The organism is Lutibacter sp. HS1-25 (assembly GCF_004121075.1).
Classification (GTDB): Bacteria; Bacteroidota; Bacteroidia; order Flavobacteriales; family Flavobacteriaceae; genus Lutibacter.
The window spans coordinates 1-15362 of record NZ_RHLN01000139.1 but is presented as its reverse complement, the minus strand read 5'-3'; the positions used below and the strand labels follow the sequence as shown (position 1 = coordinate 15362).

The following is a 15362-nucleotide window of genomic DNA, read 5'->3' as shown; positions in this document are numbered from 1 at the left end:
TTTAATTTTTTTTAAACATACTCTACTTATTCAACTAATTGAAGCTTAAAAGAAAGTGAGTAATTTTGATGATTTCTAAAAGAAAAAACCTGATTCAATAAGATATTTTAAAAAAAAAGCTATCCGAAAATTACTTTTGGGATAGCTTCTCTAATAAGTTTATATTTTTGAAATTTAATATGACATTAATATATTATTAATTATTTACAAAATTAGCTTGTTTTGTACCTTTTCTCCATAAAATCGTAGCGGATCCACCATGACAACGATAAGCACCCATACGCAATTTAGCTTGTAGTGCTCTTTCTGGTTCTGGTACAGTAAAAGTTTTACTCACTCCATTAATTTTAGATTTCACATAATGTCTTAATTTACCATTTACAGTGTCAAAACCTGTTGAAACATCAACCCAAAAATCCTTATTATATTTAACATTTGTGATATAAACCAATTGTCTTCCTGTTGAACCTGAACCGTCACGTAATAAAATTTCTTCACGATAAATATCAAATGAATCTGTTTTACCTTGACTATTTAGTATAATATTTCCGTTAGAATCTCTAACAGGCTTAGCCACAAACAATGCAATTGCAGGGTCAGGTGATCCACCTGTACCTGTGTGAGTTCCTTTAGCTTGAATAAAATAGGTACCATCTTTATCACTCACATTGGTTTGAGGGTAATTATCTGTAAAACTTCCAGCTTCTAAAATTCGACAATACCCTGTTATTTGCACATAATTTCCATTTTTTATGTTTGTAACTTTATCACTTGCACGTTCTATTCTTGTTTGAAGAGAACCAACATCGTCTGTTGAAACTAATCTATACACACCCCAATCATAACTAGAACCATAAGTACTTTGGGTGTAATTGTAAGTACAACTTCGGTCATCTATTGTAGCGTCTACTCCAACATTATGATCTGTTCCCCCTCCTGTCCAAGTGTATAATTGTTGAGAACATGTCACAGCTGTTAAATTATTACTAATTGGCACAGTAACTTCTTCCTCGCTCTCAATTACACTATTTAATTCTTGAGAATCATCTGTACAAGACATTAGCAGTCCACTTTGAAGTAAACCCACAAGACCTGCATAAATTAATTTGTTAAATTTTAATTTCATTTATATTTATATTTGGTTAATAATAAATTAAATTTAATTAAACCGAAAACCTCAACTATCCTGCTCTACAGGGTAAAAAATAAACATATTGAATTTATTTAAGAATATTTTTATACAATACACAAAAAAATATGATTAAAATATAAATTTACTAACCGAGTTTATTCACTTTTCATTATAAAATACAGTAAAATTATATCACTAAAAAAGATGTTTTAGTTGCCTTTCAAATTTGAATAAACTTGTTCTTTTGTATAAAAAAATTTTTGGTAATTAAATAACGTTTTGTCTTTACTACAATAAATACGTTATAAAAATTAGAGTTCAATTATTGGTTCTTATAACTCGTTATTATTTAATAATAATTTTTTTAGAAATTATTTTATCTCCATCAGTAACTTTCAAAACATACAATCCTGATTGAAGATTATTTAAAGAAATGGGTTCGTTTAAATAATTTGTTTCTTTAATTAGTTTTTTTAATATCAATCTTCCAATTGAATCAAATAACTCCATAGTTATTTGATTTATTGAATGTAAAGCTGGGGCACTCACAATAAAATTCCCGTCATTAGGATTGGGAAATACTACAATAGCATTTAATGAATCCTCACTTAATTCAGCTTCTTTGACTGTTTTTTCACAAAACTCTATACTCCATGAGTTTAACACACCCCCATAAGACAATTGATTATCTTTAACTATTAAATTCCATTTTCCTTTCATATCTTCTCCATTTAACAAGGCCAGCGCATCTTTTTGTGGGCGGTATCTGAAATTATTCGAGCTATTACTACAGTCAAAACTAACAGCTTCATCATCAAAAAAGCCTATTAAACTATTTTCTTCACCACAACTTCCAAAGCTCTTTAATTCCACTTTTGTTCCATATGGGCTTTCTAGAAATATTTCTAAACCCTTAATTTGTTCATGGAATAAATTAATAGCAATATTAACATCACTAATAATTCCAGAATCTTCAATAATAATACTGTTTATTTGTTTAGAATCTGGCAATTCATGGTTTATTGGCAATGATAAGTCTGGACTTGATTCGTATTTTTTACAGGTATTAATAACTTCTTGACCAATGGAAAAATCTTCTTTGTTAATAGCAAAAAAATGTCCGCCATTAGCTTCAAGTAAAAAACGGCATTGTTTTGCTATTATGTTATTAGGTACCTTAAATTGAAATGACCCATTATTAGGTATATTATCAGCAATGACATAATCATATTTTAACCCTCCATCTACAGAAAGTAATAATTTAAGAAGCTTACCTCCCTGAAGTTGATTCGTCTTATTTACGTTCCAACTAACAGTTTGATTTGAATTAGCGATTAAAAAAATTGACTTATTATTAAATGAACTAAATTCAAAAGGTCCATAATTTTTGTCAAATATAACTTCTACATCATCGTAGTTTGTAAAACCGCCTTGTACATTATTATCTCTTACTGTCAGTCTAAAATTTGCTTTTCTTCCTACATTAGGAACCTTTTCCCATTTTGTTTTATTAAGGCCATACCTTAACTCATCCAAATTTGGAATATATCTCATATTGTTTTTGGAAGGCAAATAGGATCTGCATAAAACTGCGTTTGAGTTAGTTACCTGAGGGTCTGGAAAAATATATCTACCGTTACTATCATTGATTTGCTCCCAACAATACGTTAAATCATCCCCATCATTATCCAATGCAAACCCTTCTAATTTAAAAGGAGTGGATATAGGCAAGATGATATTTGGAGAATCTTTAACAATAGGTTTTGTATTTGTGGTGTTTATAAATTCACCGCATGAAATTTTCTTTGAATATTCCTGAATTTGACTAATAGAAATTCCATGAAAATAAGGACTATTATTTAACTCGACATTAGCTGAATTAGAGATACCTGCATACCCCATAATTGTTGAGCCTGAACCGGGCTCGACTTGAACTCCAGTTCCTTCATTTCCATTGTTTGACCACGTGTGATTTGCGCCAAATTGATGGCCAATTTCATGAGCAACTAAATTGTAATCAAAAAAATACCCAGTTGGATGATTGCTTGATGAATATGCTTTTCCTTTCAAACCAGATTCACAAACACAACCAATACAATTTGAGTTACCTGAAATACCACCTCTTTGAAATAAATGTCCGATTGAATAATTAGAATCGCCTATTTTACTATCAAGAATATTTTGTAGTGATTCACCATAATCTTCTGAATCTAAATAAGGATCATTATCTGGATCCAAAAATAAAATACTATCATTGTTTGATGCTAATTGAAAACTAATATTCAAATCGTTTTCAAAAATCGCGTTTACGTTTGTTAAAGTTGCTACAATTGCAGCATTTACACTTGCAAATGTATTACCGTGAAAATTAGAATATTCACTAGTTGTTGATATGGCTATAGTATATTTTTTTTTAACAGTAGTTCCTTCTTGTTTTTTATGATATTCTTGATCTTTTAGATTACTTAAATTTATAGGAGCTAAACAATTATTAAAATCTAAACTTTTAATATTCTTTTTTTCCAATACTTTAAAACTCTCTGTGTTATTATAGGGTTCATATACAACAAACTCACCATTATGTATCATAATACCACTAAGTCCTTTGTATGGAGAAAGGCTAAAACTTATTTTTATGGATGGATTTTTTATATTATATCCAAAATAAGATCGTATATCTGGATATTTTTTTTGTTGTTCTTCATCCATAATAGATCGTTCTGAAATCAGAAAATCAATTATATTACCTCTTTCATCTGGAAACCCTACTAATATTGTTTGTGTATTGTCTTTTTTTGTTTTAAATGCTTGAGTTAAAGCTGTGCTAAGTTTTGAATAATCAAATTTATAACTATTTGAAATAGAATCGTTCTCGCGTATATCAATTTCACAATCTAATCTTGTTTTTAAAAAAAAGTTGTTTTGACTATATCCTGCAGTAAAAAAAAATAAAAAAAGAAGATTAATTATTGATTTTAAAGAAAATATTTTTACTTTTTCAAATAATAAATTTAACCTTAATGCCATTACTATTGATAATTTTTCTGATACACATCTAATAATCATAATTCTTTGATTTTAATATCAATAGTTTTTAAACATAATAAAAAAACAAATATAAATCTTTCAAAATATTTATTTTAGGTGATGATTTTATTTGTTTTTATAAGCATTATTTCAATTATTTTTTATCGAAAAACAATTTGTCTACCTCATCTCAATGCATAAGATCTGAAGCGTTTAATTTTGTTAAAAATTAAACTAATTTATTAAGTTTTTATCAAATTTTAAATTGAACATCCGAAACACCACTCTTCTTTATCCATAGCCACTTTAGATTAAGCTGACTGTAATGAGCTAGCTACTAAAAGAATTAGAAATACTAAAACTATTTTTTTCATATGATAAATTATAAGGTATTACGCATTTATTAACTATTTAAAAAAACCAAACCAAAGACGTTCAAAAAGTTGAAAAAGAATCAAAACCAACAAAGATTTGCAATTGTATTTTTTATAAAAATTTTATAATTGAAAACTATTTGGTACATGATTACATTTTTTATTTTGGAATTGTAAACGACTCACTTTTAGCATATACACCAGTTCTTTTAAAGTTATCCCAAACACGCACTTTCCAATAATAAGTACTTTGTTTTAGTAAGGCTCTACCTTTAAACAATATATCTATTGAAGTGTTTTCGTTAATCCGTGTACTATTCCAAACATCACCAATATTATTGTCAATATTTTCTTGTGAAGAAGCTACCAATATTTGATATCCGGTTTGATTTTTAATTTCTTTAGGCACAACCCAACCAAAAATTGGCTTATCATCTTTATTCAATTGTGCAGTTAAACCTGTTGGAACACCCGAATATGGATCGGCATATTTTATAATTAACTCGTTACATTTGTTGCGTAAATTATCTAATACATCTTGATAATTTTTATCCGCTATTAAATTATTTACTTCCGTTGGATCTTCTTCTAAGTTGTACAACTCTTCAATAGATTTATTATTTACATACCTAAAATATTTCCACTTTTTTGTTCTTACACCTTCACTTGGAGGAATATTTTCAAACTCCCATAAGTGCTCAATTAAAATAGTATCTCGTTCTACGTTTGCATTTTTGTTATTTAAAAAAGGTACCAAACTTTTACCATGCCAGCTTTTTGGCTGTTGAACACCTGCCAAATCTAAAATTGTTGACGGAACATCAATATTCAATGCCATTTCATCAACATCATGGTGGTTTTTTACTCGCGGATCATAAACAATTAAAGGCACTTTTATGGCATCTTCATACATCAACCATTTTCCTGCAATTTGGCGTTCACCTAAAATTTGCCCATTATCTCCCATTAAAATAATTACGGTATTGTCTGCCAATCCTTTTTCCTCTAATTTTTTTCGAATTTTTTCAATTTCAAAATCAATTCCTGCAATCATTCGGTAATAACCTTTTACACTGTACTGGTATTTTTCAGGTGTATCATACCTCCAATACCATCTATAACGGCTAAAACCATCTTTTACAATTTGCGGTAAAGCATTGTAATTTTTATCATCTGCATTTTTAGGCTCAGGTATTGTAGTATTTTCGAGTACAAAATTTGTTTCAGCATCCCAAAAATATTGCTCTTTTGTATTGTCGCTGGCGTGTGGCGCACTAAAACTTAACTGCAAACAAAAAGGCTGTTCTTTAGATGCTTTGTCTAAAAATTGTAACGCCTGATAACCAGTATATCTGGTTAAATGTACCGTATCTTTACCTATGGTTTTATAATAATAACTTGATCTATCTTTTTTAGAATACAACAAATCGTAATCATCATATTCATCATATAGTTCTGAAATATTATCATATTTTACCCCAAATTTTCCAAAAAATGCGGTATAATAACCCGCTGCTTTTAATATCTTAGGGTAAGCCTCATTCATATACTCGGTTTTCATTTCACCTGTTTGAAAAGTATAACCGTGAGTACGTTCTTGCAAGCCACTAAAAATACTTGCTCTACTAGCAGCACAAATAGGTGTTGTTGCAATTGTATTGTTAAAAAAAGTTCCTGATTTAGCTAATTTATCCATTTCAGGCGTATATGCCAGCTCGTTACCAACATAACCAATAGCATCCCAACGCTGATCATCAGTTAAAATAAAAATAATATTGGGCTTTTTAACCTGTGTTTGTTTTTTAGTTTTAGCCCCCTTACTTTGCGAAAAAACTTGTGCAGGAAAGCCAACTAATAGCACAACTGCAAACAATATTAAAAAATGATTTTTAACCATGAATTTGTTTTAAAATTTTTATAATGAATAAAATACGTTGCTTATAGCAACCTAATCCTCAAACATAAAAAGATTAAAAATAATACACGTCCTGTACCGTGCTGCTACGCAATAATTGATTCAATTTTGTAATGTTGTAGCATATTTTTATTACTTAGAAGTGGTTTTAAACTAAAAAATATAACTCATTATTTATTAAATTTTTGATAGTATACTTACTTGCTTTTCAAAAATCTATATGCCTAAACATATAACTAAATACATTTACACTGAATTATATTTAAAAGCATATAAGAAGCCTTACAAAGGTTACAAAGGAAGATAGATAAGAAGTAAATTTTAAACCAAGTTTAATTGGCTAAAAGTACTGGTGTTAATTTAAGCCTTATCTAAAAAATAGGGTAAAATTAACCAAAATGATAAAATAAAATTTTTACAAAGCTATTATCAAACACTTACAACCCTACTTGCTTTTGCAGATTCATAAACAGCATCTTGAACCCGTAAGGTTTTAAGATAATTCTCACCGCTTGTTTCAAAAGGTTCTCCTGATAAAAAACAATCAATAAAATTTCGTTGAAATATATAACAACAATCACCTGCAAAGCCTATATTATTATGAACATATAAATGTTCCTTTTCACCAAGACCTAATTTTTGAATGGTTAATTTCCCATCAGAATACAATCTAATACTCCCTTTAGAGCCATCTATTAAATATTCACCAAAAGTATATCTAGGATTTGCTAAATTATTCTCATTATATCGGTTAGCATCCCAAAGAGCTGTTGTGTTGTTTTCAAAATTCAAAATCATCAATCCAGCATCTTCACCTTTAATTACTGGATTCAATTGCTTAAGTATTGAGAATACATTTTTTACTTCACCTGCATGATACCTAAAAGTATCTATAAAATGCACGCCTGTTTCGTAAATTAGTAATTTTTTATAATCTCTAAAATATGGTTGTCTAGATAAATAGGCATCATCTCCCCAACCATCACCCATTCGAGATCTAAAATTTAAGTTGAATAAATCTCCTATCTCTCCCTGATTGATAATTTTTTTAATTTCTCGATGCCACGGTTGAAATCTGAAATTTTCATGAACCACAAAACGAACACCTTTTGAAGCTACATAATCCACAATTTTTTTAGATGCTTCAAAAGTTGGTGCTAATGGTTTTTGGCAAATAATATGCACACCGTGGTCTGCAGCAAAAGCACACATTTCAAAATGAGTTTCTGGAGGTGTAATAATATCAATAAAATCAGGTTTTTCTTTTAAAATCATTTCCTTGTAATCGGTATAATGATTTTTCACCCCATAATTATTCATAATACCTTTTGCTCTATTTATATTAGAATTACACAAAGCTGTTATTTCAACTTCAGAAATACGAGTCCAAGCTTCATATTGAAACTGACTAAAATATCCTGCACCAATAGCAACTCCTTTTAATTTAGTTTTCATCTATTATTCTTTTAAGTGGATCCATATTTAGCCAACAGATAATTGCAATAAAAGCCAATACTGCTGCTGTGTAAAAAAACGGTTCGTTAGCGCCTGTCCATGCTTGCAAATACGGAAAAGCCAAAGCTGTTGCAAAACCACCTAAATTACCTGCCATATTCATCATTCCTGATACCTTTCCTGAATTTTGCTGACCAATATCCATACAAAAAGACCACGAAGGACTCAAAGTCATATCTGCTCCAAAAATAGCAACCGACAACCACAAAACAGCTCCTAAAGCAGTTTCCATATACATACTAGCAATAATACCAATTACCACCAAACAAAAACCAAAAATTGCAGGTATTTGTCTAGACAATTTCCAATTTCCTTTTTTATAAATAGCATCAACAGCAAAACCCGAAACCCAATTACCAACAGCTCCTGCCAACAAAGGAAGCATTGTGTAAAACCCTGTGGTAACCAAATTTAAATTATATTTTGATTTTATATAAGGAAACAACCAAGTTAACATAAAAAAGAAAATAAAATTACTTCCAACATATTGAATCATTGCCAATCTTACATTTTTAGAACCTAACATAACATTAACCGGCATTTTTCTTGAAGCCGTTAATCTTTCTTGCTGTCTATTTTTCACAATAAAATCTTTTTCTATCTCTGAAATACCCGAATGATCTTCTGGTTTATTTCTAAATAAAACAAAAAACAAGCCCGATGCTAAAATACCTAAGGCTCCAAAAAAATAAAAGATATTTCTCCACCCCCACGCATCAATTAAAAAAGCAACCAAAGGCATTGCAAATGCTGCACCTAACCTTGAGCCTGAAAAATTAATTCCTTGAAAAATACCCCTTTCATTTAAAGGCACCCATGAAAATGCTGCTCTTGAAATATTTGGAAATGCACCTGCTTCACCTGCTCCAAAAACAAATCTAAAAAACAATATAGAAATATAATTCCAAGCCATTCCAGATAAAGCCGTAAATATTGACCAAAACACCATAATAGAAGTCATCACTTTTCTAACCCCATATTTATCGCCCATAGCGCCACCTAACACTTGAAACAAAGCATACCCTAAAGCAAATGCTCCTAAAACCCAACCCATCTCTGTATCGGTTAAATTTAAATCGGCACTAATAGCATCTTTTGCCGAAGAAATGCATACCCTATCAATATACAATAACAATGTTATAAAAAAAGATCCTGCAAAAAATCCATATCTTTTAGTAGGTATGCGTGCACTCATAATTAAGTTAGTTTTTGAATTATTGTTAATAATGATTTTTCATCTCCAACATTTCCTGGAAACACTATATATGATAAATCTGGAAATTTAGTTTCTATACCCATTTCCCAAACCGGAATTCCAGGTAATATTTGCCCAATTACTTTTGAACGCTTCATATCCAAACCTTTAATTGCTAAATCGTGAGACGTAATTCCTCCTTTTGCTATTAAATATTTAGGTTTAACTTTCAATTTTCTAACAATTTGAACTAAAGCATTTGAAACAATTTCTCCAATATTTAAATTTTCAACAATGGTTTTTCCTGTAATCAATTTTCTACTGGTAAATACCAACACATCTTCTCCTATTTCTAATACTTCACTAATTTTAGTTGCTAAATTTTCTAAATATTCTATGCTATTTTTATTGAATAATGCCTCCACATCAATTTCAAAAACAGCTTCATTTTTAAAATAATCAAGTGCTTTTTTTAATTGTGATGAAGATTTTGGAACATAGGAACCAACTATAGTTAAACCTCCTGTTTTACAATCATTTCCAATCAATTGAGAAGCACTTAACAAAGACTTGGGATTTAAACCAATATATGAGGGCACAAAAGAACTCGACGTTCTGTAAATAATTTGTTTACCTCGTTTTTCAGCTAACAACAATACATTTGCTACTTTATCTAAATCATCATAATTTAAAGCGTTAAATATCAGTATTTTACCAAAATGAATATTTAAAATCTTTTCAACTAAAATAGTAACATTTAAGTTTCTAATCTCTTCAATTGAAATTGAAAAAACTTCACAAGCTTTTACTTTCCCGCTTGACTTTTCTTCAATCCACTCCTTTAAATTTGCTTTTGAATAGCCAAATGAATGGTCTTGAGCAAAAGGAGTTTCATTTACAGGAATTAGATTTTCATTTTCTAATAAATAATGTATGTTATTTACTGTAACTCTTCCCCCTTCAAACATTACAGGTATAAAAACTGTAATAGAATTTTGAAAACTACTTTCTTGTTTTATTGCATTTATTTCTGAAGGAAAATGACCTCGTAATGTAGAATCACTTCGACTTATAACAGAAAAATCACGTCCTGTTTGTTTTGAAGCTTCAGTAATGTTTTTTGCTATTTCATTATAAATTTCACTAGATTTTTGAACTGTTAAACTTCTAGAATTTGTTAGTAAAAAGAAAATTGGTGTTTCTTTTTTAAATTCAGTAATAAGAGCATTTACATCCCAAGTTGTTAGCAAGGGAACATTGTAAACAGTTTGATTTCCGGTTGGATCATCATCAATTACAATACTTGTTTTATTTAATTGTTGAAATAATATTTTATTCTGACTTCTATAATCAGTTGCATCTTCAACAGGTAGTTTTTCGAGTATTTTTGACAATAAAACCCCCATTTTAATCTTCAATAGCAATTACTCTAGCTGGGGCTCCATCACCATTTTTCACCTTCAAAGGCAAAGCAATAAGTGTTACCGTACTAGATTTAATTTGTTCTAAATTCACCAAACCCTCAATAATAATAATGTCGTTTTTCATTAATATTTGATGAATTTCTGTCACTTCGTTAATATTATTAACGTCGGCTACCGATGGTGGTTCAACCCCTAGCATATTCACCTTTTTTTTACCACACCAAAGCGCCAGATCTTTGCTTATTCTAGGCAACTCATCTCTAAATTTTGAGGTTCCAAAAAAGGCATTCCAACCTGTTTTAATAAGTAAACTTTCTCCTTCATTCAATTTATTTGCTACTTCACCTAAATCTGAAATTGTAATTAAATGACCAGGTTGAACATTACTTAAATCTACCACCCAAGCTTTTCCCAAAAATCGATTAACAACAATGTTGTCAATAGTTTGCTCATTAACTTCAAAATGAATAGGCGCATCCATATGCGTTCCACTATGAGAATACAAATGCAAAGTCTTAGCATTCCAACCATCAACACCAATGGTTTTAGCAGTTTCTAACTCAACACCGCTATCTCCATGAGCAATTACTCTAGTTAAATCAATTATTTTATTTTTACCCGTTTTTATCATTTTTAGTATTTACAGACTATTTAAAGCAACCAATACCCTATCTTTTATATCGGTTGTTGAAGCTGATCCTCCAACGTCTTTTGTTAATTCACCTTTTGAAGTTGCCATTCCTATTGCTTTTACAATTGCATTTGCCGCTTCAATTTCACCTAAATGCTCTAACATAATGGCTGCTGACCAAATTTGACCTATTGGATTTGCAATTCCTTTACCTGCAATATCAGGTGCCGAACCGTGAATTGGCTCAAACATTGAAGGGAAATCTTTTTCCGGATTGATGTTTCCACTACCACCAAAACCTAAACTTCCCATGATAGCACCTCCCAAATCAGATAAAATATCACCAAACAAATTGGTAGTTAAAACCACATCAAAAATCTCTGGGTGCAATACAAAATTTGCAGATGCATTGTCTATGTACATTTTGTTAAATGTTACATCAGGATATTGTGTCGCAACTTCAGCAATTACTTTATCCCAGTATTTTAAACTATGAATTAAGGTATTTGATTTGGTTACATTGGTAACTTTTTTATTTCGTTTACGTGCCAATTTAAATGCAAAATGCGCAATACGTTCAACACCTAAACGTGTTACAATTGTTGTGTCAATTGCCAACCCTTCCTTTTTGTCAGGGTACAATATTTTACCACTTTGCACAAACTCTACTTCGTTATTTTCACGTATAACTACAAAATCTATGTCTTTTTCTGTTTTATTTCTTAACGGACTCACCACTCCAGGAAACAATTTTACAGGACGATAATTTACATATTGTTCAAAAGAAGTTCTTACTTTAAAGGTAAAATCTCTTGCAGGCAAAGTATCATCAACCTCAGGCAAACCAACTGCTCCAAAGAAAATTGCATCAAATGCTTTTAACGATTCTAAAGCACCTTCGGGCATAAACGCTCCATGTTTCTTATAATATCCAGCGCCATAAGGAAATGATTCTGTTGAAATACCAAAACCATATTTTTTTGCTGCAGCATTAACTACTTCCATTCCTGCAGGAACAATTTCGCTTCCAATTCCATCACCATTTACAACGGCTATCTTATAATTTTTACTCATTACTTCTCTTTTAATTATTTATATTTTTTATTTTCTTCATTTAAATTTGAAATACTTCATCAATATTTGCGCAATTTTTTGCACTTTACAAAGTACAAAAATTCAAACAAAACAAGATTAATATCAAATTAAAGCATAAATATGTTAAAATAAAAGAAATTCAACCACTCTTTTGCGCAAATTATTGCACAAGTAAAAAATATGATTACATTTGTTTCAAAATTTTAACCTCTTGAAAAAAATAACTTTAAAAGATATAGCCAAAGAATTAAACATAGCTGTTTCAACAGTTTCAAGAGCACTTCAAAACAACCCTAGAATTAGTGAAGAGGTAAGAGAAAAAGTATTGAAAATTGCCAAAGAAACTAATTATTTAAACAACAAATACCCAGATTCACCCTCATTACGAAAAACGAATATAATAGGTGTTATTGTACCTAAAATAAGTTACCACTTATATGCAATGGCAATTAGCGGCATTGAAAAAGTTGCAAAAGAGCACAATATGCATATTGTAATTTGCCAATCACACGAATCGTATCGTGAAGAAAGAAGTTTAATTGAGGAATTGATGGAAATTGGAGTTGCAGGTATTGTTATTTCACTTGCTGAAGAAACCAAACAATTTGATCATTTTTTAAAAGTGAAGAAAAATGGAATTCCACTTGTATTTTTTAACCGCTCATGTGATGAAATTGATGCGGATAAAGTGATGATTGATAATTTTAAAGCTGCTTACGACGCCACCAATCATCTTCTTTCAATTGGTTGTAAAAATATTGCTTTTATAGGCGGCCCAACAATATTACAAATAAGCAACACGCGATTATTAGGCTATAAAAAAGCTTTGGTTGACGCCAACATTTCTATAAACAAAAACCAAATTGAACATTGTAATTTTACACGAGAAAGCGGATTAAGTGCTGCTCGAAAACTTTTATACTCTCCAAATTACCCTGATGGCATTTTAGCTTATAGTGATCAAATAGCTATTAACACTATGTTGGCTGCCAAAGAAAGAGGCTTAAAAATGCCTGAAGATATTTCTATAATTGGTTTTAACAACGAACCTGTTGATGAATTATTAGAACCTTCATTAACAAGTATCAATCAGCCTGGTTTTGAAATGGGAACTACAGCTGCTAAATTGATTTTTGACAGAATAGAAAATCCGAAATTAGCGTACACAAAAAAGGTATTGAAATCTGAGCTTATTATTAGAAATTCAACCAATAAAAACAAAACTTCAATTAATAGGTACAAATAAAAAGCCCCTTAAACAATCTATTTAAGAGGCTTTTTTTGTATAAATTATGATTTTTCTAGTTTCCTTTTGCGTAATCAGCTAAAAATTGTGCTAAACCACTATCTGTTAATGGGTGTTTTAACAATCCTGTAATTGAACTTAATGGTCCTGTCATTACATCACTTCCAATTTTTGCACAATTAATTACGTGCATAGTGTTACGAACTGAAGCCGATAATATTTGCGTTTCAAATCCGTAGTTGTCGTAAATCTGTCTGATTTCTGAAATTAAATGCAATCCATCTGTTGAAATATCATCCAAACGTCCTAAGAATGGAGAAACATAAGTCGCTCCTGCTTTTGCAGCTAACAATGCTTGTCCGGCTGAAAATACCAAAGTTACATTGGTTCTAATTCCTTTGTCTGAAAAGTATTTACACGCTTTTACGCCGTCTGCAATCATTGGTAATTTTACCACAATTTGAGGATGTAAAGCGGCCAATTCTTCACCTTGCTGAACCATACCTTCAAAATCTGTTGCAATAACTTCTGCTGAAACATCTCCATCTACAGCATTACAGATATCTAAGTAATGTTGTAAAATATTTTCGGCTCCTGTAATTCCTTCTTTTGCCATTAATGATGGGTTTGTGGTAACGCCATCTAAAACACCTAAGGCTTGTGCTTCTTTAATTTGCTCTAAATTTGCTGTATCTATAAAAAATTTCATCTTCCTATTTTGTTATTTTAATAATTCTGTAACTTGGTTAAACACGTTTTCGCCTGTAAATCCGAATTTCTCATCCAATACGGTGGCTGGTGCTGAGTATCCAAAATGATCTAAACCAAATACTTTTCCGTTGTTTCCAACCAAGCCTTCTAAGTTTACAGGTAAACCTGCTGTTAAACCAAATGCTGGTTTGTTTGATGGAATGATACTTTCTTGGTATGCTTTTGATTGCAATCTGAAAATTCCTTCTGAAGGAACTGATACGACTTTTGCTTTTATGTTTGCTCTTTCTTGAAGTAATTGTGCTCCTTCAATTAAAGTTGCTACTTCTGATCCGTTTGCGATTAAAACTACAGCTGGATTTTCTGCTTCTATAACAGTATAACCACCCTTTTCTGCTGCTAATGCTTCTTTGTATCTTGAAGTTGCTGCTGGAAGGTCTTTTATTCCTTGACGAGATAAAATAAGTCCTGTTGGTGTTTTATCATTTTCCATTGCCATTTTCCAAGCTACATTGGTTTCTGCTGAATCTGCAGGGCGCAATGCCATAAAACAAGGATCTCCACTGTGGTTCTTTAACTTTTCTAACAAACGAATTTGCGCTTCTTGTTCAATTGGTTGGTGTGTTGGTCCGTCTTCACCTACTCTAAAAGCATCGTGTGTCCAAACATATTTTACGGGTAATTCTTGAATAGCACTCATTCTAATGGCTGGTTTCATATAATCTGAAAACACAAAGAATGTTGCTACTACCGGAATTACACCTCCGTGTAAAGCAATACCATTTGCAATGGCTGCCATTGTTAATTCAGCTACGCCTGCTTGTAAAAAGGCACCCGAAAAATCATTCTTTTTTAAGGCGTGTGTATTTTTTAAGAAACCATCTGTTTTATCACTGTTTGATAAATCGGCTGAAGAAACAATCATATTCTCCACATTTTGTGCTAAATAACCCAACACATTTGCTGAAGCTGCTCTGGTTGCCAATCCTGGTTTATTAACAATAGATTCAAAATTTAACGCTGGTAATTTTCCTGCTAAAAAGCCATCTAACTTTTCTGCTAGTTCAGGATTGTCACTTCTCCATTTGCTTATTTCA

The 15362-nt window shown here is 30.9% G+C and carries 10 protein-coding genes and 1 pseudogene; 1 reads left to right on the top strand and 10 read right to left on the bottom strand.

Annotated elements, in window-relative coordinates; all coding sequences use genetic code 11:
* Window positions 1-196: 196 nt before the first annotated feature.
* The 8 genes from EC396_RS13935 to EC396_RS13900 form a co-directional block, all read right to left on the bottom strand.
* Window positions 197-1126 carry a hypothetical protein gene (locus tag EC396_RS13935; protein ID WP_129367205.1) on the bottom strand — a complete coding sequence of 310 codons (930 nt, stop codon included), beginning with the start codon at window positions 1124-1126 and terminating at the stop codon, window positions 197-199.
* A gap of 351 nt (window positions 1127-1477) precedes the next feature.
* Complete coding sequence (locus EC396_RS13930) at window positions 1478-4198, bottom strand: reprolysin-like metallopeptidase (RefSeq protein WP_129367204.1); 2721 nt, start codon at window positions 4196-4198, stop codon at window positions 1478-1480.
* Window positions 4199-4693: 495 nt separating this feature from the next.
* Window positions 4694-6430, bottom strand: coding sequence for a sulfatase (locus EC396_RS13925; protein ID WP_129367203.1), 1737 nt, complete (start codon window positions 6428-6430; stop codon window positions 4694-4696).
* 447 nt (window positions 6431-6877) lie between these two features.
* Window positions 6878-7903 carry a Gfo/Idh/MocA family protein gene (locus EC396_RS13920; RefSeq protein WP_129367202.1) on the bottom strand — a complete coding sequence of 342 codons (1026 nt, stop codon included), beginning with the start codon at window positions 7901-7903 and terminating at the stop codon, window positions 6878-6880.
* A complete protein-coding gene (locus EC396_RS13915) occupies window positions 7893-9158 on the bottom strand; it encodes an MFS transporter (RefSeq protein ID WP_129367201.1) in 1266 nt (421 codons plus the stop codon). The genes EC396_RS13920 and EC396_RS13915 overlap by 11 nt, the downstream gene beginning before the upstream one ends.
* A gap of 2 nt (window positions 9159-9160) precedes the next feature.
* Window positions 9161-10552, bottom strand: a complete 1392-nt coding sequence (locus EC396_RS13910) for a four-carbon acid sugar kinase family protein (protein ID WP_164975310.1) — start codon at window positions 10550-10552, stop codon at window positions 9161-9163.
* Between the two features lie 13 nt (window positions 10553-10565).
* Window positions 10566-11213, bottom strand: a complete 648-nt coding sequence (locus EC396_RS13905) for a cyclase family protein (RefSeq protein WP_129367199.1) — start codon at window positions 11211-11213, stop codon at window positions 10566-10568.
* A gap of 9 nt (window positions 11214-11222) precedes the next feature.
* A complete protein-coding gene (locus EC396_RS13900; protein WP_129367198.1) occupies window positions 11223-12287 on the bottom strand; it encodes an isocitrate/isopropylmalate dehydrogenase family protein in 1065 nt (354 codons plus the stop codon).
* A gap of 232 nt (window positions 12288-12519) precedes the next feature.
* Between EC396_RS13900 and EC396_RS13895 the strand changes: the two genes are divergently transcribed.
* Window positions 12520-13554, top strand: a complete 1035-nt coding sequence (locus EC396_RS13895; RefSeq protein ID WP_240665718.1) for a LacI family DNA-binding transcriptional regulator — start codon at window positions 12520-12522, stop codon at window positions 13552-13554.
* 55 nt (window positions 13555-13609) lie between these two features.
* On the opposite strand, the gene fsa is transcribed toward EC396_RS13895, so the two are convergent.
* A complete protein-coding gene (gene fsa / locus EC396_RS13890; protein ID WP_129367196.1) occupies window positions 13610-14263 on the bottom strand; it encodes a fructose-6-phosphate aldolase in 654 nt (217 codons plus the stop codon).
* A 12-nt stretch (window positions 14264-14275) separates the two neighbouring features.
* Window positions 14276-15362: pseudogene (locus EC396_RS13885) on the bottom strand (transketolase); the annotation flags it as partial.

What these genes read in the sequence shown, in the direction of transcription:
- EC396_RS13925 (WP_129367203.1), bottom strand. Translation starts at nt 6,430, where the DNA reads ATGGTTAAAAATCATTTTTTAATATTGTTTGCAGTTGTGCTATTAGTT.
- EC396_RS13900 (WP_129367198.1), bottom strand. Translation starts at nt 12,287, where the DNA reads ATGAGTAAAAATTATAAGATAGCCGTTGTAAATGGTGATGGAATTGGA.
- EC396_RS13905 (WP_129367199.1), bottom strand. Translation starts at nt 11,213, where the DNA reads ATGATAAAAACGGGTAAAAATAAAATAATTGATTTAACTAGAGTAATT.
- EC396_RS13920 (WP_129367202.1), bottom strand. Translation starts at nt 7,903, where the DNA reads ATGAAAACTAAATTAAAAGGAGTTGCTATTGGTGCAGGATATTTTAGT.
- fsa (WP_129367196.1), bottom strand. Translation starts at nt 14,263, where the DNA reads ATGAAATTTTTTATAGATACAGCAAATTTAGAGCAAATTAAAGAAGCA.
- EC396_RS13915 (WP_129367201.1), bottom strand. Translation starts at nt 9,158, where the DNA reads ATGAGTGCACGCATACCTACTAAAAGATATGGATTTTTTGCAGGATCT.
- EC396_RS13935 (WP_129367205.1), bottom strand. Translation starts at nt 1,126, where the DNA reads ATGAAATTAAAATTTAACAAATTAATTTATGCAGGTCTTGTGGGTTTA.
- EC396_RS13930 (WP_129367204.1), bottom strand. Translation starts at nt 4,198, where the DNA reads ATGATTATTAGATGTGTATCAGAAAAATTATCAATAGTAATGGCATTA.